This window comes from Alteromonas sp. D210916BOD_24 (genome assembly GCF_047159385.1).
Lineage (GTDB): Bacteria > Pseudomonadota > Gammaproteobacteria > Enterobacterales > Alteromonadaceae > Alteromonas.
Map to the genome: position 1 here is coordinate 2686029 of NZ_AP038333.1, position 19705 is coordinate 2705733.

The window sequence follows — 19705 nt, forward strand, 5'->3', positions numbered from 1 at the left end:
ACCACAATTATTGACCATGTCCCAATCCTTTTGCCAACGCAGCCATACCTTCTAAGCTTTCATCATAGGGAAGCACTTGCTTCATTCCTTGCTGCAAAAATGCATTAATTGCAGGCTCAGCACGAATAGCTAAGTCAATACGAGGATCCGAGCCTTTGGCGTAAGCACCAATGGAAATGAGATCTTGATTTTGCTTGTATTGAGAATATACCTGGCGAATTCGACGTGCCATCAATTGGTGTTCTTCACTCACCACCATTGGCATAACCCGGCTTATCGATGCTTCAATATCAATTGCCGGATAATGACCACTATCAGCAAGTGCACGTGAAAGTACTACGTGGCCGTCTAAAATGGCGCGAGCCGCATCTGCTATAGGATCTTGGAGATCATCCCCTTCCGTCAATACTGTATAAAAAGCGGTTATTGAACCTTGTCGTTCGCTGCCGTTGCCTGCGCGCTCCACCAATGCGGGTAAGCGAGCAAATACAGAAGGCGGATAACCTTTCGTAGCGGGTGGCTCACCTACCGCCAACGCAATTTCTCGTTGTGCCATGGCATAACGGGTAAGCGAGTCTATCAACAGTAATACGTTCATGCCCTTATCGCGAAAATACTCCGCAATAGTGACGGCTGTTTCACACCCTTTTAAGCGCATCAACGGCGAGGTATCTGCCGGTGCTGCTACCACTACCGCGCGCTTTCGCTCTTCTTCGGTAAGGATTTCGTGAATAAATTCTTTCACCTCGCGGCCCCGTTCGCCCACCAGCCCCACTACCACGACATCGGCTTCACAACCACGTGTCATCATGCCGAGCAATACGCTTTTTCCCACACCACTGCCTGCAAATAAGCCCATACGCTGTCCAATGCCCACTGTATTTAACGCATTGATAGAGCGAACGCCGACGTCCATTGGTGAGGTAATAGGGCGACGGATAAGGGGGTTCATTGGCGGCCGAGTGGTCGGTGCCCGCGCTTCCGCCTCTATTTCACCTAAGCCATCTAATGGTTGACCATTTCCGTCAACCACACGACCCAGCAATCCCATCCCCACCGGTAAACCACTTTCACGATTTAAGGGCATTACCCGACTTCCCGGTACGATCCCCCTTACCGCTTCAGTGGGCATTAAGTAGGTGATGTCTCCTCCGAACCCCACGACTTCAGCTTCTATTTCCCCTTCAATGGTTTGTACCAAACACTGACTGCCTACAGGTAATTGACACCCTACGGCTTCCAGAGTCAGGCCAATTCCGCGCACTAGCTTTCCCGCCGCAACCACGGGCGGTGAGCTAACTTGCTTTGCGAGAGATTCAAAATCTTGATGCCAGGGACTAGTCATCAATGAGGCCCTGATTTAGCATGAACTTATCTATAACGCTGCGGCAGCGGCGTTCGATAGATACATCGACAGCATTTTGGCTGGTAACAATATCACAACCACCACGCTCTAAATTCGGTGATTCAATGAGGTTCCACTTTTTCTTATCAACTTCATCTTCCCCAAAGTGGGATTTCACTAGTGAGATATCTTCAGGGTGCATGTGAATTTGATATTCCACCTGATTGATGGGCAACGCTTTTATCCCTTCACTTAGTGCTTGTAAAATGACCTGAGTATTCGTGGAGACTTCAGTTTTAATGATAGCCTTGGCCAAGGTTACAGCAAGTTTAACAAGCTGATCGCGGGTTTCATCGTTTGCCTGCGAAAGCGGATCGTGAAGTTTTTCTGTTAACATTTGCCATATGTCAGATTGTGCATTTATCTGTAGCTGTCCCTCTTCAAGTCCTTGAGACACGCCTTCGCTGTGCCCTTGTGCCAGACCTTCTGCATGCCCTTGCTCAAGTCCCTGGGTTTTACCTTCTTCAAAACCCGCTGCTTTGCCTTCCTGAAACCCTTCTTCGTATGCTGCCTGGCGAATAGCTTCGATTTCTTCAGCGGTAGGAGGAAGGATCTCTTCCTCTACTTCAGGTGGTTCGTATTTCCAGTCAGAACGGCGGTTTAGTGCATTAGTGGTCTCGTCATCTCGCGACACACGAGGATCGTCAACAAAAGGCAAGTCCCATTTTTTTGCTTCACTTGCTTCGCTTTCACTGAAACTTTTTTTTACCGTCATGCTTTTACTCGACTTATTGAATTCAATACGCACAATGCCTATCCAAAAGATAGCCTAGGCGACTACAAGAATTCTTCTCCACCGCCACCGCCAAGCATAATTTCACCGGCGTCTGAAAGTCGGCGGGCCACAGACAGAATTTCTTTCTGTGCAGTTTCCACTTCACTTATACGCACAGGGCCGAGGGCTTCAAGATCATCATTGAGCATCTCTGCCGCACGCTTAGACATATTGCGCAGAATTTTGTCCTTGAGCTCTTCATCTGCGCCCTTAATCGCTTTAAGCAACGCATCCTGTTGCACTTCACGTAAAATAGCTTGAATACCTTTATCGTCTACATCCACTAAGTTATCAAAGACAAACATCAGATCCTGAATCTGCTGACTCATTTCTTCGTCTTGTTCGCGAATGGCATCCATCAACTGCCCTTCAATGGCCGTATCGAGATAGTTCATAATATTGGCTGCTGACTTCAAGCCACCCATTTTCGCCGCTTGCGTACCCGCTTGTCCGGCAAACTGTTTCTCCATGATCTCGTTAAGTTCTTGGAGTGCCGCAGGCTGAACTTCTTCAAGGTTGGCGATACGCATTAACAGATCTAATCGAACTTTCTCTGGGAACTGAGCTAAAATTTCCGCACTTTGTTCTGGCTCTAAGTACGATAATACAATGGTCTGAATCTGAGGGTGTTCGTTGCGAATGATACTGGCCACTTGCTTGGAGTCCATCCACTTAAGTGAGTCAAGACCTTTCGCCCCGCTTCCCATAAGAATTTGGTCAATCAAATTAGCCGCTTTATCTTCACCTAGTGCTGCAGTTAACGCACGCTTAACGAAGTCCTGACTTTGGAAACCAATGGTACTGTAGTTCTGAATTTCATCGATAAAATGCTTGTGAACAGCAGTGATTTTGCTTTGCGTCATATCCTCCACTTTGGCCATTTCAGTACCCAGTTTCTGCACTTGTTTTGGCTCTAAGTGTTTAAGGATTTGTGCGGCATCTTCTTCAGACAAGCTCAGAAGCAAAATCGCTGCTTTTTCAACGCCTTCTAATTTACTGACGTCATAGGTTTGTTCTTCAACCTTGGCGAGTTCTTCAGCCATAATCTTTTCTCACTACTCGTCTTGCATCAACCAGCCTTTGACAACTTGGGCTGATAGTTCAGGTTCGTTAGCCACTAGGGCGCGTACGGCTTTCAATACGTCTTCGTCTTTATGTAAGTCAGGTAGCATCAGTGAACCGTCAGGAGCAAACCCTACCTGGCCTTCATCAAACTCTGATGTAAGCATACTGATGGTGTCGTCACCTAAATCCAACCCTTCATCGGCATCAAAATCATCGACATCATTGGATTCATCTGGGTTAATAAGACGACGCAACATCGGTCTGATGACAAAGATAATAAGTACTATTATAACCAATCCACCAACAACTAGCTTAAGTATTGGTAAGAACCCAGGTCTTTCCCACAGAGGTAAATCTTCAATTTGTCCCGCATCAACTCGGGTAAATGGCACGCTAACCACTTCCAGAGAATCACCGCGGGTCACATCAAAGCCAATACCACCTTGAAGTAATCTGCGAATATTGAGTATTTCTTCTTGTTTGCGTGGAATTGACGTCATAGCGCCATCTTCGGCCACAACTTGAGAATAATCCACTGCCACTGAGACACTGAGTCTCTGGATCACGCCTGTTTGCTTTTTCGTATGGCTGATAGTGGTATCAAGTTCATAGTTACGTGTAGACTCTTTCGCAGTGCGGCCAGGCACAGTCGGTTGATTACCCGCACCAGCTTCTTCTGGAATATTGGAGTCAAGAGGCGGCTGGTTAGATAGTGCTCCAGGGATCCCCATCATACTGCCGCCCACGCTGTTTTCTTCCATGATCATTTCACTGCGCACCGCAGGTAAATCAGGGTTATAACTGCGCTGAGTTTGTTCCATGGCAGTAAAGTCCATGGTGACATCAGCTTGCGCTGTATAGTTTCCGATGCCTAATACAGGGATCAAGATGGCATCGATTTTTTCTAAGTATTCTTGTTCACGTTGGCGCTCAATCTCATATTCTTTACGGGCACGTGCACTCATAGAATCTTGCGAGCCGGAATTGAGAAGACGTCCGTTACTGTCTGTCACCGTCACTTTTGACGGCTCCATGTTTTGTACTGCAGAAGCGACAATATCAACCACCGCATCCACTTCTTCACCCGCAATAACCGCACCTCGTTTTGCCGTCAATACTACCGTAGCCGATGCTTTTTTCTCTCTGCGGGCGAACACGTTTTCTTTAGGCATGGCTAACAATACACGGGCTTTTTGAATACTGGCGATATCCTCAATAGTCGCTGCAATCTGTTGCTCACGAGCGTGATTTAACCTCTCCATTTCAACTCGCTGACTGACGCCAAAGCCCATGTCTTGCATGATGATATCGCTGCCAGCGTCTGAGGATTTGGTTAATCCCTGACGGGTCATACCCAGGCGAATATTTTGAAATTCATCACTTCTAACATACACAGTATTGCCTTCCAGCTTGTATTCAATCTGGTTGGCATCCATGTAGTCGAGCGTATCAATGAGCTCTTGCGTATCCATTTTAGCTAAAGGACGATAGTCAGGCTCTTGCGACCAAATAAGTATGAAAATAGCAATAGCCACACAGATAACTAAGACTACTACCAGCGCCATTTGACGCATCATGTCTGCGCTGCCAAATGTGTCCATAAAACCAGATTTGTTTTCTGGCTCGTTATCCACCGCCTGATTCTGATCAGGAACTGTTAAATTTGTACCTGTAGCTTCTGCCATAACCTACTCCACTACACCGGCATGTTCATGATGGTTTTATACGCTTCAAGCACTTTGTTACGCACTTGTACAGTCGCTTCAAAAGCAATCCCCGACTTTTCTTTTGTAAGCATAACTTCAGCTAAACTCAGGCTCGTATCACCCATTTCAAAGCGTTGCTGCGCATTTTTCGACTCCAGTTGCATGCTATTAACCCCGTCTACGGCCTGTTTAAGCATGGTGGCAAAGTCACTTGCTGAAGTATTGATCTCACTAAGTTGTTGAGGTTCATTTACTTGAAGACGAGTTTGCCCAATCATGTTTTGCATTTCTTGATACAAACTATTGGCTTTGACGTCCATAACCACTCCTAGAGATGACTTGAAAAACACCAATTTACTGGTGAAAAAAGATATATACAGAAGGATTTAGCAAAGGGCTTGCCAACTTTAATTAAGCATTAAAATCAAAGAGTTATATGCAGAATTATATAAAAAGCCAATTTTATGACAGGACGAGCGGGGAAAATGAAAAACCGCCGCCAATAATCCATTAGGCGACGGTTGGTATAGCATTAGAATTGATTACGCAGGTACTTCGATACCATCTTCTCTCATTCGCGCAAGCTTGTAGCGCAATGTGCGTGGACTGATACCGAGCTTTTCAGCCACATCTTTGCGCTTGCCGTTACATGACACAAGAGTGTCGAGAATGATTTGATGCTCTTGATAGCGCAACTCAGAACCTAATTTATTTTCGTCGTGATGTTCATGATTTACTTCAACAGCGGCAGAAACGTCTTCATCTATCATAAGGTCACTGGCGTCAATTTCATTGTTTTCGCAAAGAATCAGCGCACGCTGCACCACGTTTTCAAGCTCTCTTACATTACCAGGCCAGCTGTACTGACTCAGTTTATTTCGCGCGGCTGCACTCAATCGAATAGTCCCGATCCCCTGAGCACTGGCATGACGCTGCATTAGATGCTCGGCAAGGGGCACGATATCTAAAGGTCGTTCCGCCAAAGGTTTCCACTCAATTGGAAAAACATTCAAGCGATAATAAAGGTCTTCCCTAAATGTACCCGCATCTACCGCTTTGCGTAAATCTCGGTTGCTGGTTGCAATCACCCGCACATTGAGTTTCACAGTTTTACGGCCGCCAAGGCGCTCCACTTCACGCTCTTGTAAAACTCTGAGTAATTTAGCTTGCAGGGCAAGATCCATTTCCGTTATTTCATCAAGTAATAAGGTACCGTCTTGTGCTTGTTCAAACTTACCCGGACACGCTTGAACTGCGCCAGTAAACGCCCCTTTTTCGTAACCGAATAGCGTAGCTTCTAGCATATTCTCAGGAATAGCTGCACAGTTAATTGCTACAAACGGTGCTTCACTGCGATTTGATTGGTCGTGGATATAGCGAGACAGCACTTCTTTGCCCGAACCACTTGGCCCCATAACCATGACGGTAGCATCTGACTGTGCCACTTTCCTAGATAGCGCCAATAACTTTAAGCTGGATGGATCCGCAACAATAGGAGTACGAGACTCTATCTTTTGTGCTGGCGCGTAGCGCCCTACCAAATTAAGTAACACTTCTGGGGCGAAAGGCTTAGATAAATAGTCAGTCGCACCATCTCGCATAGCCTGTACAGCATCATCAATTGTGGCATAAGCTGTCATCAGCAGCACGGGCATAGTTGGAAACTTTGCTTTAATACTTTTAAGCAAGGTCAAACCACTCATTTCACCCATTTGAATATCACTGACAACTAAGTCTACTTTATTTGACGACAACATCATTAATGCCGATTCGGCACTGTCAGCATCAAGTACGTCATAGTCCCCAAGCAGCAAGGTATCTAGGAGTGCCTCGCGTAGGCCAGCATCATCCTCAACAATCAATATAGTAGTTTTAGACATTTTGTTTTCCTATGACTTATGCCACTTGAGTGAGCGATTGAGTTTCTCGGTTTAACGCGTTACAGGGAAGTGCAATACTGAAACAAGCCCCTCCGTTCGCTGCATCCGACACGCTTAGTTGGCCATTGTGGGCTGCAACCACTGACTTCACCACCGCAAGTCCTAATCCAGTACCGTGTGTCTTGGTGGTAAAAAAGGGTTCAAAAATTTTCCCTTTAATGGCATTGGGCACGCCTTCGCCGCTATCGGTCACAGAGAGGATTAACTTACTTCCATGCAATTTGGCATCTACCTGAATAGCTTGTTCTCTGGGCGTAACCTGGCTGGCGTTATGAATAAGATTAAGCAGTGCACCTTGTAATGCGGTCAGATTACCCGTGATCGACAAAGGCAGATCAAAACCGGTGAATTCAATAGACTGGTTCTGCTGTAACATCATCGTATTGGCACTGCTTTCAATTGCGCTAAAAAGATCGCCAAGTGAAATTGGGGCAACGACCTGCTCTTCGCCTGACTTAGCGAACAAGAGCATATCATTCACTTGACTTTCCAACTCTTTGAGACGGTCGGCAAGTTTATTTGCAAATTGCTCTTGCGCGTCTTGTCCGAGTCCCTTACGCGTTAAATTTGATGCATAAAGCATTGCGGCCGACAATGGCGTGCGGATTTGATGGGCTAATGAAGCCACCATTTTGCCAAGGGAAGACAAACGCTGCATATGGCTTACCCGCGCTTGAAGATGACGTGTCTCTGTTAAATCCGTAATGACGATTAACTGACCTGGCTCATTTTCTAGTGGTGTTATTGACAACTTAACTCGGCGTCCGTCAACAAGGGAGACTTCGTGACCATCGTCAGCCCGCGGTTTGAATGAACGGGTGATAATACTTCGCCACACTTCCTCTTCCAGTGGTTCACCTAACAGGGCTTTTGCCTGCTCATTGGCTTGGCGAACAATGCCCTTACCATCGATAACGATAACGCCTGCAGGCATAACCTGAAGCAAGTGCTCAAGGCGACTCGCTTGTAGGCGCAGAGAATCGATATCATCACAGGAAAAAGCGTCATTTCGCTCACTCGATATCGCATTATCGATATCATCAATTATGAAGCGAGACGTTGTGTATCCATCAGATGAATTTCGCGTGCCGTCAAAAGCCATACTACCCTCGTCAAATTGCAGACGTTATAAACATATGACTTCGTTAAAGCATGACCTGTGCCAGTTTTATTTATTTTTTATTTTCAAATAGATAGGAATGATTTTTAGGACAAAAAGTGCAACGTCAAATACCTGACGTTACACTTCTTCGGTGCGTTGAATATCGTATTTACGCATTTTTTCAACGAGAGTAGTACGACGCATACCCAACTTATCTGCGGCACGAGCAACCACCCAATCTTGGTGCTCTAATGCTTGGCGTATTAAATTAACTTCTAGCTCCGACAGGTATTCTTTTAAATTTACCCCTTCTTCGGGCAAATCTGAAGAAACCATATTGTTGTAACCATCTGCCTCGGCCTCACTATTTTCATCGCCCTCATGCGCTGCAGCTTCGGCAAACAATTCATTGAAGGCTTCTCTCTCCAGAATCTCTTCGGGGTAGTCGGGCTCATAGGCCTGCACCTCACCGTATTGATATTTCTCTGGTAAATCAGCGATATCTACAATCTGTCCCGGGTACAATATGGTTAACCTTTCCACGAGGTTTGACAACTCTCGTACATTGCCGGCCCATTCGTGTTCCATTAAAGAAGCGATAGCACGCTCAGTAAATCTCACGCTCTGATCGCCATCGCCCTGGATTCGGCTGTTGAGTTCTTGCAACAGTAAGGGGATATCGTCTTTTCGCTGTCTAAGTGCCGGGCTATCAATAGGAAAAACATTTAAGCGATAATACAGATCTTCGCGAAACTTATCTTCGCTTATCATGGTTTCTAAATTGCGGTGAGTCGCCGCAATAATTCGCACATTGCATTGCAGTGGCTTGTTCCCCCCCACTCGCTCAAAAGTGCGTTCCTGCAAAACCCGTAGCAGTTTAACCTGCATTTGCATTGGCATGTCACCAATCTCATCGAGAAACAACGTACCGCCTTCAGCCAATTCAAAACGGCCCTTACGTGCACTGATAGCACCCGTGAACGCCCCTTTTTCATGACCAAACAATTCACTCTCTAACAGCTCACCAGGGATAGCACCACAGTTCACAGGGATAAAAGGGCCATCTTTTCTTTCAGACAAAAAGTGAACATTACGAGCGACCACTTCTTTACCTGTACCTGACTCACCGAGGATCAAAACAGTGGCATCGGTAGGCGCGACTTGTTCAACTAAGCGACGAACAATTTGTATCTGCTCACTTTTCCCTACCAAACTTCTAAATAGGCGAGTTTTGGTGCCCGCAGGACGGGAAGAAGTGGGCTTACGCCTTGAGTACTCTTGGCATCGATGGATGGCTTGCGTTAACACCGGATAAGTAAGCGGTGTTGTGATTACACTTACCAGATTTCGATAAGTAGACGCTTGGCTGTTGTTTTCCACCAACGCCACAAACGGTATGTGCGGGAATTTTTCTACGACTCTTTTGGTCGCAGCAACAGACGCGTGTTCAATAAGAACAGCATCTGCTCCACAATCAGTTAGATATCGTTCACATTCACTAAAGCCCCGCGACTGGCACGACTCACCCATGAAAGTTACGATTGTTTCTAAATTTTGAATAAGTTCCTGGTTGTCACTAACCAGCAAAATGTTCTTCATCAATTCCCCGAGAACGCTTTGATATTAATTATTAGTTTAGCGCATTTCCAAATTGTAACGGCAAAAGATCACAGCGCAACAGCTCTTTTCGGAAATTTAACAATAAAAAAAGCAGGTTGCCCTGCTTCTTTCGATTAATTTTTTATGGTCAAGAGTTAAAGATGATTAAATTAGTGCAAAAAACACACTATTGATAGGGGCCTAATTTAACTCAACAGAGCAAGTACTTGACCTTGTTGTTGATTTGCTTGCGCTTGCATTGCGATAGACGCTTGCCCTCTGACATCATTGGCAGCACGTTCTGACGAGGCTTGAGCAAAATCAAGGTCTTGCATACGACTTCTTGACTGCGCAGCACTAACGTTAGCTTGAGTCAGGTTCTGCGCTACACTTTCAAAACGATTGAGTGTGGCACCTAGCCCTCCTCTTGCACCACCAATAGTTTCGATAGCCGCGTCAGCCGCATTTAATGCATCTTCAACACTCGTGCCAGCAGTCAAATCTATACTGAGCACGTCGCCTATCTTTGCAGCAATATCCTGTGTTTCTACATCAATAGTTTGCACGGCCCCTGAACCAGCTTGAATTGACAGAGCACCGTCTTGGGCAAGCAATGGTTTTCCAGCAAAATTGGTTTGTTCGATGGTAGAGGTGATATTACTTTGTAACTGAGAGATCTCGTCTTGGATCGCACTGCGATCGATATCCGTCAATGCACCACTACCCGATTGCAAAGTGAGCTCCCGGATCCTGTCTACATCGCTGTTAATGCTCCCCAAACCGCCTTCGGCGACTTGAGCAAGAGAAATTCCATCATATACGTTACTGATTGCCTGGCGGCTTCCTTCAACCTCTGACGTGAGTCGATCAATAATCTGCAGTGCAGCCGCGTCGTCTGCCGCATTATTGACCTTTTTGCCTGAAGACAACTTCTCGAAAAGACTCTCTTGTTTTTCCTGAGCCTGTTGAATAAAGGAATTACCTGATTCTGAACCAATTTTTAACATGCCCGTTTCCTCTTACCGAAAACCCTTGTCAAAGTATAGCGGATACGCACATTTTTGTATGCTTTATTTGGTATTGGATCCCCTTTAGCGGGTATGCAATCTCATACTAACGGGTAAACGTCTGTAAAAGATGGACTGAAGCGTGGAGTTATAACGTAAAGCCATCATCGAGGATCAAGTTTTGTCCTGTCATATGATTTGATAAATCAGAAAGCAAATACACGATGGGACCGACAACATCTTTGCTATCCAACATTCCTGTTCCATGCGTATATGATTGATAAGCTTTGACAAAATCAGAGGGCTGACCGTCTAAGATCCCTCCTGGACTAACGCAGTTCACTCTAAACTGGCTATTATCGACATAGGCTGAGGCATAACGGGAGATATGCTGAATAGCGGATTTGATCGCCGCATACTCTACTGGCATTGTCATATTGGTATGGTCGTAAACATCAAATTTGGGGGCCACAACACCGTAAATAGAGCTCATATTGACTAGCGACAAAGGATGTTGCTGTCTCTCGAAGTGGGCCGCACACTGCTGGGTGAAAAGAAAGGCACTCCCTAAGTGCATAGCCACATTGTCATTAAAACTATCGACATCAACGTCGTAAAAATGTTTGCCATAATGCTTGTTACGAGGGTAGCTACAGTTAACTGCCCCATCTAAAGTGCCAAGTGACTGAAAGAAAGCGATGACTTCTTGCTTATCTAACAAGTTTAACCCTCGGATACTTATGTCAGCGCTTGCCGTATCCACGCCTAATTGTCCCAACTGCTGCTCAAGTCGTTCGCGGGTTAGGTCTGTGGCAATGACCTGTGCACCGTGTTGTAAAAGTTGCTCTACTACCCGGCTACCAAGTAAGCCGGCAGCGCCAGCAACTAAAATCACTTTATTTTCCAGTAGCATACTCACTGTAAGTTTTCCCTAATAATGGCTTCAGCTAATTTAAAATCGTAAATATCGTCAATATCCACTGCTCTGGACTTAGGCACATCAACATAGGTAACTGAGCCGCTAAACAAGCTATCGTGATTCAATATAAAGTCAGTGGTGGTTGCATATACTACTGTTGTAATATCAAATACTTGCGGTGCATCTTGACGTCGCTCTACTTTTTCATCCGGCTTATTGACTAGCTCCACACGTCCATTATCTGCCATTTTCACCATATTAAAATACGGGTTGCGACTTGCCGGTGTAATCGAAAGGCATACATCGCCGACCTTGCGTTGAATTTTTTCTATAGCAGCAGTGACATCACTGACATCCCGCAATGGACTGGTCGGCGGCAAACTTACGAAAACATCAAATGGCCCGTAGTTTTCTAATACCCAATTCACTGCATGCCGCCAAGATAGCCATTCGGGGCTGGTGTCGGTAGCTAAATCAGCAGGCCTTTTTATTACAACGGCACCGTACTCAACTGCGACTTCAGCAATTTCGCTATCGTCAGTGGAAACAAACACCGTATCAACCAACCCACAACGCCTAGCCACCTCAATGGAATAAGCGATTAGCGGCTTACCGGCCAACATTTTGATATTTTTTCTAGGCAGTCCTTTCGAACCTCCCCTAGCAAAGATAAACGCGTAATTTTTCAAGCTAAATAATCACTTCTGGTTATCACTAAGAACGGCACAACTGTTTTTTATGCTATCAATTAAGTGCACGGTATTAAACGCTTCTGCTGGCGTACAAATAGCTGAACTAGCTTGGTTTGTCGGCGCTGTTACAAACTGCGATAACATGGCGGTATACATTTGGTTTTTATCCCAGTGCGCTTCACTGTAGATTGTCTCGTCACCGTTACCATCACAATATGACACGCTATTATGAATAAGATCCCAATTTAAAACGCCGTGACTGCCAACCACTCTGCAGTTTCTGTAAGCCTTTTTTTGTAGAAAGTCTAAATGAATGTTGACCAATGCACCATCTGGTAAAGTGGCGACCACATCTACTATATCTTCTACATCGAGCTGCAGTTGTGAGGAACTGCGCAAATACGCATGTTTAAGTGAGAGCTCACCGAAAATCCATTGGCAATAATCAAATTCATGGCTGAGTTCAAAAAGTGCTCCCCCACCTAGTTCTGCCTTTGCCGATACGGTATCGCGGTAGTTTTTAGTCGGTCTCCAGTCCGGCAAATATTGCCCAACTTCAATAAAAACGTTAACAATCTGACCGACTTTTCTGTCTTTAATGAGTGTTTTCATAAGTAGTGCAGACGGCAAGAAGCGCAAACAATACCCCACCGCAACCTTGTTATTAGGCATAGCAGCGCACTGCAAAATAGCATTGGCATCTTCGAGATTAGTGCTAAGCGGTTTTTCTATTAATGTGGGAATACCCGCTTGTATAAGTGCAACTGCGTGAGGTGCATGAAAAGGGGCTGGTGAGGCGACGATAGCCATATCAATTGACTTTGCGGTCAAGCTTTCTACGCTATCGAGTAGTTCATCACAATTTGCGATCTCCCCTTGCGGAACCCTACCACTCGATGAAACGGCGTATATCTTGGAATCAGGCCACAATAGCCTGATATTGCGACGATGACGCTCAGCAATACTTCCCAATCCCACGACGGCAAATTTTTTGCTCATCAATCCAAATCCAATACTTTAATATCCGTTTGTGCGCGGTTAAAGTCATCTATTCTGCCAATATCTAACCAATACTCATGAATCGGGAACATCATGACATTCTTGTCATTTTGCATGTGTTGATCGAGCAGTGAAGGCATATCAATTTTATGATTTTTGGGGACTGATTTAATTATTTGTGGCGAGACGACATAAATACCCGCGTTCACAAAAAAGCGGTAAACCGGCTTCTCACTCATCCCAACGACTTTGCTTCCCTCGTTTTCAATTACGCCGAAGGGAACCTGATAGTTGTATTCGGTTACGCACATGGTGGCATCGGCATGATTGTCATTGTGAAAATCGAGTAAACGCTGAAAATCGACCTTTGTTAAAACATCACCATTCATCATGATCAATGGCAGATCGTCTGGAATATCAGCAGGCAGAAGTCCTAAAGCACCGCCTGTTCCTAACGGCGTTTCTTCGTGTACATAGGTAATGTTGACACCTAATTTTTCACCATTTCCAAAATATTCTTTTATTTTATCGGGCATATAGTGGGTAGACAGGTAGAAGTTCTCAAAGCCCGATTTTATAAAGCTCTTTATTATTATTTCTAGGATCGGCTTATCGCCTATTTTTAACATTGGTTTGGGGCAGTCATCAGTGAGGGGCTTTAATCTGGTACCAAACCCCCCAGTCATGATAAACACCGGATTTTTGAGTCTTCTTTGACGAATCGCCTCATGCAGTGTTTTAAGCCCTATCACTTTCCGCTCTTCATCGACGATAGGCACTGCCATAATGCAATTAGACTCCATCAGATTGAGTAATTGCTTATCTGAAATAGATGAGGAAGCAGTAAAGGGATTGGTATTCATTACAGATGACACATTGTCGTTAATAGCCACTTCTTTGAGTAGCCCTCTACGAACGTCTCCGTCTGTTATGATCCCCTTGAGTATGTTGTTTTCATCAACAACGAGCGCTACACCTAACGACTCACTATTGATGATGCCGATAGCATGCTTAATGGTACTCGAGGTAGAAATTAGCGTTTTCTGCCAGTGATAAGTCATCCTCTGCGTCCTTCTTTATCCTCGATCAGATCGAGGTTTGTCGCTGCCGGACGAGTTACTACGCCAGCATCAATTGACCTTGTGATACAAGAACCAGCCCCCACAATGGCATTGTCACCAATAGTAATATTGTGTGTGACAACTGCCCCTGCACCTACAAAGACATTACTTTTTGTTCTAACCTGCCCGCACATCGTCGCACCAGGCGCAATGTGATTATATTCACCTAAGACACAATCGTGTTCCACCAGCGCCTTTGAGTTAATAATACTATGCGCACCTATCACCGCCCCAGTTTGCACAATAGCGCCCGCGAATATTTGGGTACCTTGTTCAAGTGTAGCGTAAGGAGAAACAACTGCACTTGGTGCGATAACAGTGTCAAACTGATAGCCTTGCGCCAGATAGTATCCGTTAATTTTTTGACGAATTAGTGATTTTGGTAACATGCCCACACCATTCACCAGCTTCACTTCAGAAGTGCTAAAACGGGTTACATCCCCATCTCTGGTCAAGTGTTCAATGCCTTTAAACACAGGGCGCACTGCAATGGATTCTGGACTGACAATAGCGATAATCTCTTTGCCTTGTTGAAGCAAAATCTCTGCCACAACGCTCGCATGACCTCCGCCGCCAATGAGTACGATAGGTAGTGAGTTGTGACTAGATAAAGCGTGTTCAGTCAACGATGCGCTCTCCACTGGTATAGTTTCGATTCGCTGTCGAGCCCATAACTCGCCAATAATCATAGGGAGACAAGCCCTCTCCGGCCCTTTTAATAGCCACATTGGTACTATTAAACTGCGCCCCTTTCGGAATATCACAGGCAGCAACTAAACACTTTCTCGCAACACTTCTATTTCTATACTCTGAGGTCGAAGGCGATTTCACCGGTGACCCTAAAGCGACATCTATTTGTCTGATCCCCGCAATCATCGCATGTAATTCAACGGGGTTAAGTGACGCTTTGTGATCGGGACCGGGTAAGCCTTTATCTAGGGTAAAGTGTTTTTCTATTATTTGAGCACCTCTAGCTGCCGCAGCCAAAGGCACAGCAATACCTTCACTGTGATCCGAATAACCCGCAGGTAAATCAAATGCTCGTTGTAGTGTATCCATTGCTCTTAAGTTAATTTCGTCAAAAGGCGCTGGATACTCTGTAGTACAATGAAGCAAAGTCACCTTTTCTTTCAGTGCCTTTTGCCCCTCTTCTGAAGCATAAGCTTGCGCAAACGCCGTCACCGAAGGCTCTGCATTTTTTTTTGCAACAAAGCCGAATGCAATCACGCCTAACGCACTCTCAATGTCAGCAAGGGTAGACATGCCTGTTGAGACAATTAATTTACAGCCAGTACGCGCATGTGCGAGTAACAGTGGCGCATTGGTTAATTCACCAGATGCAATTTTTAACGTAGTAAGCCCAAGTTCTTGAGTAAGAAATTCAAGGCTCTCCAAATCAAAAGCGGTCGACATGAATGCAATACCAAGAGTCTTGCAATGGGCCACCAACTGGTGATGGGTCTCATAGGCAAGCTCTAAACGTTTAAGCATAGCTAGTTGCGATTCAGACTTTTGCGTATTGATTTGTTGATAACGTGCCTGCTGCGCCGCAGCCGTTACCAAATTTTCAGCTTTAAATGTCTGAAATTTAATAATATCTGCGCCGGCTTTGTGTGCTTCATCAATTAACTTGAATGCGAGACCAGCGCTCCCATTATGATTCACTCCTGCTTCGGCAATAATTACTGTCATATTGATCTACTCGCACCTACTTACATTTATGTCAAAAAATGACTTATGCGCAGTTCCATTGAGCTTTTTAATCATTTCTATCACCCGCGCACTGCTGTCACCTTTTCCGTAAGGATTTTGTACATCACGTGCTTTTTCTCTGAATTCCTGACTTAGCGCCTGCTCAATAGCGTGAGAAATACTTGCTAGTGAGGACTCACAATGAATGACACTTGGTGCTGACATACGACCTTTCTGCCTAATCCCAATGTTTACCGTAGGCACGCCAAATGAGGGAACTTCAATAATACCACTAGAGGAATTACCGATAACTGCCGCACAGTGTTTCACGGCACTCAAATAGCGAATATGGCCTAAAGAAGGGATACCCAATACCCGCTCGGGATTACATTTACAGTAATCTTCTATCATGCGAATGACACCACTTCCACCGTCGTCAGCATTGGGATAAGTTATGATAACCTGATAGCTTGGAAATTTGTCTAATGCATCAAGCAGGGATTGAAAAGCGGCTTCAGGTGATTCACTGCCTAATGTCTCTGGATGATAAGTGACTATGAAAAAGTCTTTAGCCAGTGGAAAATCGAGCGAGCTGCTTAACTGGGATAACGACATGAAGGTCGATTTAGTTAAATGATCCAAACCGATAGCGCCAATGTTTTCCACTCTTTCAGGTGCTTCCCCCAGTTGAATCACCCTGTTTCGGTGTTCGTCAGTGGACACGCCATGAAGGTAACTCATTTTAGTGATGGCGTGACGGATACTGTCGTCGTAAGCCCCTTCTGTAATTTCACCACCGTGGAGATGGATGATAGGAATTCTAAGGAACAATGCGGTTTGTGCCGCAGCCAGTGCTTCAAATCTATCACCTAATATCACGATAACATCTGGTTGCAATCGCGCTAACGCATCGGCCAATCCAATCATACCCAGGCCTACACTTTTCGCCGTACCGACAGCACTGTCAGAAGAGAGCAGCATCTCTACTTTTGCCGCAATGTCAAAACCATCTTGCTCAATTTGCTCAAAGGTCATACCAAATGCGGGAGACAAGTGCGATCCGGAAACCAACAATTGCAGTAACAGTTCAGGATCGCTTTTAATGTCTTTGAGTAGCCAGTACAGCAATCCGTACTCGGCTCGTGTACCGGTAAAAACGGCTACTTTCTTTTTTGTTTGTGACATTAATCTACCACCGACTTAACTAAAATGCGTGACAGGCGAACTGGGCAAGTTGACCAAATGACCTTCAAGATACTCCGAATACGTGAGTTCTCCCCTATCGGCATCAGCAAACATGGGAAGCCGATGCATCAGTTGCCACACAGGTCTTGTCATTACGCCCGCGTCATTGGTTGTTGTTAGCAATTCATTACGCGTTGCGGTATCAGGACAAATCACAGCATTGAGCCAGTAATTAGACCTGGCATAACTTGGCTCTTTCACAAATTGAAACTGAGTATTTTCGAAATAGTCCTGATAATGCGCGGCCAGACGACGCTTGTTCGCCAAAAAAACGGGTAACTGTTCCATTTGAGCACATCCTAAGGCCGCGTTTATATTCGGCATTCTAAAGTTAAAGGCGGCTTCGTCATGATAAAACTCATACGGATGAGGTACTTTCGCTTGCGTAGTTAAGTGTTTAGCTCTTACGCCGTCCTCTTTTCGCTTACACAGCACAGCGCCACCACCACCTGTAGTAATGATTTTATTGCCATTAAAGCTCAACGCGCCAAATGCCCCCACGGTTCCCGTGTGCTTATCTTGGTAATACGACCCTAAACTTTCAGCTGCATCCTCTACCAATACCAGATGCCATTTGTCACATACCGCTGACAACTTCTCCAATTCTACCGGATGCCCAAAAGTGTGCATCGGCACTACCGCTTTTATCGTTTTTCCAGTCGCTATGTGTATGCACCCTGTTTCAGTTAGCCTGGCCGATGCCTGCAAATACTCATCAAGGGCGTGAGGACACATCCCCAAGCTTACCGGCGACACGTCGACAAATACCGGCTCGGCGCCCATGTGCGTTATCACATTGCATGTGGCGACAAAGGTCAATGCCTGCGTGATGACCATATCACCCGTTGCAACCCCAGCCAGATACAGACTGGTGTGTAGCGCTGAAGTACCATTAACGGTGGCGACCACTTTTTCAGAATGCGTAAACTGCTCTAATTTTCTCTCAAATTCATCGACGTATTCTCCCACACTCGACACAAAGGTACTGTCAATAGTGTTGGTCACATAGCGCTTTTCGTTTCCTTGGAAAGTAGGTGCGTGCAACGGGATAAACCCATCGGTTTTAAATAACTCTCGAATAAATTCAACCACTTGTTTAGCCATGTTTTTGACGCCCTATTACATCTTACTGTCTAGGTATTTACCTGTCTCTTTGTGCTGAAAATTGGGCAGCATCTCACGGAATAGCTCGACAATATCACTTTTTGTCCAACGTTTGGCACACTTCATTTCGTGAATCTTTTTCTCAAATGATTCGAGTAAGTGATTATCAAAATGCGGTGGAGTTTCAATCACTCCCATTCCGTCAAAGCGTGCCATATCCAATGCTTCTTGCTCAGTGAAAAACTCTTCAAAGTCTTTTTCTCCCGTGGTGTCACTGTGGGTAAATAAGCAAGGCCACTTTCCTTGTTCGGGCAACGTTAACGCCAACGCTCTGGCCTCGTCTTCAGTTTCACACAAATAAGGCTCATAGCCTTTCCCAGCAAGGTACTTCATTGCAATGTCTGCAAATGAGATCAAGTGCAACGCTTCGCTGAGCTTGGGGAAAAAGATATCTCGGTTATTACCAAAAAGGCATGACATTAAACACAGCTCACCCGACTCTTCAGGCAATATAAAATATCGCTTGATATCTGTAGGCGCCACGATGGGTTGCTTTTTCTCAATACGTTGGTTAAAGCCATGAAGAAGCGAGCCATCGGAGAAGGCAACATTGGCAAAACGCGCAGTGGAAATGTCGATATGCTGACTATTTCGCGTTAAGAACATTTCCATTATACGCTTAGAGGCCCCCATCATATTGACTGGGTTTGCCGCTTTATCCGTCGAGACGCAAAAATACTTTTTAATCCCCTTGGCGATTGATTGTCTAAGGGTCTTGTCTACATTGAGAATATTGACTTCAATCATACGCATAAGCGTATAGGGATCTTTTTCACTGCGAACATGCTTGAGGGCAGAAAGATTTAATACATAGTCAAAATCACCATCAGCTTCGAAAAATGCATCGTATTCATCAGACCCTATATCAATAGCAAAGGTTTGAAAATCCCCATCGATATAACCAAATGAACTGCGAATGTCCCGCACTAACTCCACCATATTGTTTTCACTGATATCTACTACATAGAGCTTTTTTGGCTGACGTTTAAAAATTGCTTTAGTGACCGCTTGCCCGATAGTGCCTGCGCCTCCTAAAACGAGGAATTTCGACTGTGAAATCAGCTTACTTAATGCTGTCTCATAGTGTGCAATATCTTTAGTAAAGAGTGCTTGGTCTCTGCCTATGAGTGCTAGAAAGTCGAGCATAGCGTGTGTTCCTGTCATCGTTCGGTTCGAAACATTAAAGTTGCAGCGACTGTAATGCTTTTATTTGTCATTGCTGCTCTATTTATCGATAAAAAATCAATTATCTTTAACTATTTACGTTAACATAA

At 45.1% G+C, this 19705-nt stretch carries 18 protein-coding genes; all 18 read right to left on the minus strand.

Going from position 1 to position 19705, the window contains the following annotated elements; translation table 11 throughout:
• Nucleotides 1–7 precede the first annotated feature (7 nt).
• Nucleotides 8–1345, minus strand: a complete 1338-nt coding sequence (gene fliI / locus ACMCM8_RS11715) for a flagellar protein export ATPase FliI (protein ID WP_412722797.1) — start codon at nt 1343–1345, stop codon at nt 8–10.
• Nucleotides 1338–2120: a flagellar assembly protein FliH gene (fliH, locus tag ACMCM8_RS11720; RefSeq protein ID WP_412722798.1), complete on the minus strand. Its 783-nt coding sequence runs from the start codon at nt 2118–2120 to the stop codon at nt 1338–1340. Before fliH ends, fliI begins: the two co-directional genes overlap by 8 nt.
• 62 nt (nt 2121–2182) lie before the next feature.
• On the minus strand, nt 2183–3223 hold the full coding sequence (gene fliG / locus ACMCM8_RS11725) for a flagellar motor switch protein FliG (protein ID WP_412722799.1): 1041 nt from the start codon (nt 3221–3223) through the stop codon (nt 2183–2185).
• A gap of 12 nt (nt 3224–3235) precedes the next feature.
• Entirely contained in the window at nt 3236–4930 is a 1695-nt protein-coding gene (gene fliF, locus ACMCM8_RS11730; RefSeq protein WP_412722800.1) for a flagellar basal-body MS-ring/collar protein FliF, read from the minus strand.
• 11 nt (nt 4931–4941) lie between these two features.
• Nucleotides 4942–5271 carry a flagellar hook-basal body complex protein FliE gene (gene fliE / locus ACMCM8_RS11735; RefSeq protein ID WP_412722801.1) on the minus strand — a complete coding sequence of 110 codons (330 nt, stop codon included), beginning with the start codon at nt 5269–5271 and terminating at the stop codon, nt 4942–4944.
• A 222-nt stretch (nt 5272–5493) separates the two neighbouring features.
• On the minus strand, nt 5494–6831 hold the full coding sequence (locus tag ACMCM8_RS11740; protein ID WP_412722802.1) for a sigma-54-dependent transcriptional regulator: 1338 nt from the start codon (nt 6829–6831) through the stop codon (nt 5494–5496).
• Between the two features lie 16 nt (nt 6832–6847).
• Complete coding sequence (locus ACMCM8_RS11745; RefSeq protein WP_412722803.1) at nt 6848–7993, minus strand: sensor histidine kinase; 1146 nt, start codon at nt 7991–7993, stop codon at nt 6848–6850.
• Nucleotides 7994–8131: 138 nt separating this feature from the next.
• Nucleotides 8132–9592 (minus strand): sigma-54 dependent transcriptional regulator, encoded by a 1461-nt coding sequence (locus tag ACMCM8_RS11750; protein WP_412722804.1) that lies wholly within the window; start codon nt 9590–9592, stop codon nt 8132–8134.
• Nucleotides 9593–9798: 206 nt separating this feature from the next.
• Nucleotides 9799–10599, minus strand: a complete 801-nt coding sequence (locus ACMCM8_RS11755) for a flagellin (protein ID WP_412722805.1) — start codon at nt 10597–10599, stop codon at nt 9799–9801.
• Nucleotides 10600–10747: 148 nt separating this feature from the next.
• Complete coding sequence (locus tag ACMCM8_RS11760; RefSeq protein WP_412727704.1) at nt 10748–11512, minus strand: oxidoreductase; 765 nt, start codon at nt 11510–11512, stop codon at nt 10748–10750.
• A 2-nt stretch (nt 11513–11514) separates the two neighbouring features.
• Nucleotides 11515–12207, minus strand: a complete 693-nt coding sequence (locus ACMCM8_RS11765; RefSeq protein ID WP_412722806.1) for a cytidylyltransferase domain-containing protein — start codon at nt 12205–12207, stop codon at nt 11515–11517.
• Between the two features lie 9 nt (nt 12208–12216).
• Nucleotides 12217–13209: a Gfo/Idh/MocA family protein gene (locus ACMCM8_RS11770; protein WP_412722807.1), complete on the minus strand. Its 993-nt coding sequence runs from the start codon at nt 13207–13209 to the stop codon at nt 12217–12219.
• Nucleotides 13209–14270, minus strand: coding sequence for a nucleotidyltransferase family protein (locus tag ACMCM8_RS11775; protein ID WP_412722808.1), 1062 nt, complete (start codon nt 14268–14270; stop codon nt 13209–13211). The genes ACMCM8_RS11770 and ACMCM8_RS11775 overlap by 1 nt, the downstream gene beginning before the upstream one ends.
• Entirely contained in the window at nt 14267–14956 is a 690-nt protein-coding gene (locus ACMCM8_RS11780; RefSeq protein WP_412722809.1) for an acetyltransferase, read from the minus strand. The genes ACMCM8_RS11775 and ACMCM8_RS11780 overlap by 4 nt, the downstream gene beginning before the upstream one ends.
• Entirely contained in the window at nt 14949–16022 is a 1074-nt protein-coding gene (gene neuB / locus ACMCM8_RS11785) for an N-acetylneuraminate synthase (protein WP_412722810.1), read from the minus strand. The genes ACMCM8_RS11780 and neuB overlap by 8 nt, the downstream gene beginning before the upstream one ends.
• Nucleotides 16023–16028: 6 nt before the next feature.
• A complete protein-coding gene (neuC, locus tag ACMCM8_RS11790; RefSeq protein WP_412722811.1) occupies nt 16029–17207 on the minus strand; it encodes a UDP-N-acetylglucosamine 2-epimerase in 1179 nt (392 codons plus the stop codon).
• 15 nt (nt 17208–17222) lie between these two features.
• Nucleotides 17223–18371 (minus strand): LegC family aminotransferase, encoded by a 1149-nt coding sequence (locus ACMCM8_RS11795; protein WP_412722812.1) that lies wholly within the window; start codon nt 18369–18371, stop codon nt 17223–17225.
• A 15-nt stretch (nt 18372–18386) separates the two neighbouring features.
• Nucleotides 18387–19577: a UDP-N-acetylglucosamine 4,6-dehydratase gene (locus ACMCM8_RS11800; protein ID WP_412722813.1), complete on the minus strand. Its 1191-nt coding sequence runs from the start codon at nt 19575–19577 to the stop codon at nt 18387–18389.
• Nucleotides 19578–19705: the final 128 nt, after the last annotated feature.

Bases quoted from the DNA above. Each gene is read 5' to 3' on its own strand.
- ACMCM8_RS11795 (WP_412722812.1), bottom strand. From the start codon at position 18,371: ATGGCTAAACAAGTGGTTGAATTTATTCGAGAGTTATTTAAAACCGAT.
- ACMCM8_RS11745 (WP_412722803.1), bottom strand. From the start codon at position 7,993: ATGGCTTTTGACGGCACGCGAAATTCATCTGATGGATACACAACGTCT.
- fliF (WP_412722800.1), bottom strand. From the start codon at position 4,930: ATGGCAGAAGCTACAGGTACAAATTTAACAGTTCCTGATCAGAATCAG.
- ACMCM8_RS11750 (WP_412722804.1), bottom strand. From the start codon at position 9,592: ATGAAGAACATTTTGCTGGTTAGTGACAACCAGGAACTTATTCAAAAT.
- fliH (WP_412722798.1), bottom strand. From the start codon at position 2,120: ATGACGGTAAAAAAAAGTTTCAGTGAAAGCGAAGCAAGTGAAGCAAAA.
- fliG (WP_412722799.1), bottom strand. From the start codon at position 3,223: ATGGCTGAAGAACTCGCCAAGGTTGAAGAACAAACCTATGACGTCAGT.
- ACMCM8_RS11755 (WP_412722805.1), bottom strand. From the start codon at position 10,599: ATGTTAAAAATTGGTTCAGAATCAGGTAATTCCTTTATTCAACAGGCT.
- ACMCM8_RS11760 (WP_412727704.1), bottom strand. From the start codon at position 11,512: ATGCTACTGGAAAATAAAGTGATTTTAGTTGCTGGCGCTGCCGGCTTA.
- ACMCM8_RS11800 (WP_412722813.1), bottom strand. From the start codon at position 19,577: ATGCTCGACTTTCTAGCACTCATAGGCAGAGACCAAGCACTCTTTACT.
- ACMCM8_RS11740 (WP_412722802.1), bottom strand. From the start codon at position 6,831: ATGTCTAAAACTACTATATTGATTGTTGAGGATGATGCTGGCCTACGC.
- ACMCM8_RS11775 (WP_412722808.1), bottom strand. From the start codon at position 14,270: ATGACTTATCACTGGCAGAAAACGCTAATTTCTACCTCGAGTACCATT.
- ACMCM8_RS11770 (WP_412722807.1), bottom strand. From the start codon at position 13,209: ATGAGCAAAAAATTTGCCGTCGTGGGATTGGGAAGTATTGCTGAGCGT.
- fliE (WP_412722801.1), bottom strand. From the start codon at position 5,271: ATGGACGTCAAAGCCAATAGTTTGTATCAAGAAATGCAAAACATGATT.
- neuC (WP_412722811.1), bottom strand. From the start codon at position 17,207: ATGTCACAAACAAAAAAGAAAGTAGCCGTTTTTACCGGTACACGAGCC.
- neuB (WP_412722810.1), bottom strand. From the start codon at position 16,022: ATGACAGTAATTATTGCCGAAGCAGGAGTGAATCATAATGGGAGCGCT.
- fliI (WP_412722797.1), bottom strand. From the start codon at position 1,345: ATGACTAGTCCCTGGCATCAAGATTTTGAATCTCTCGCAAAGCAAGTT.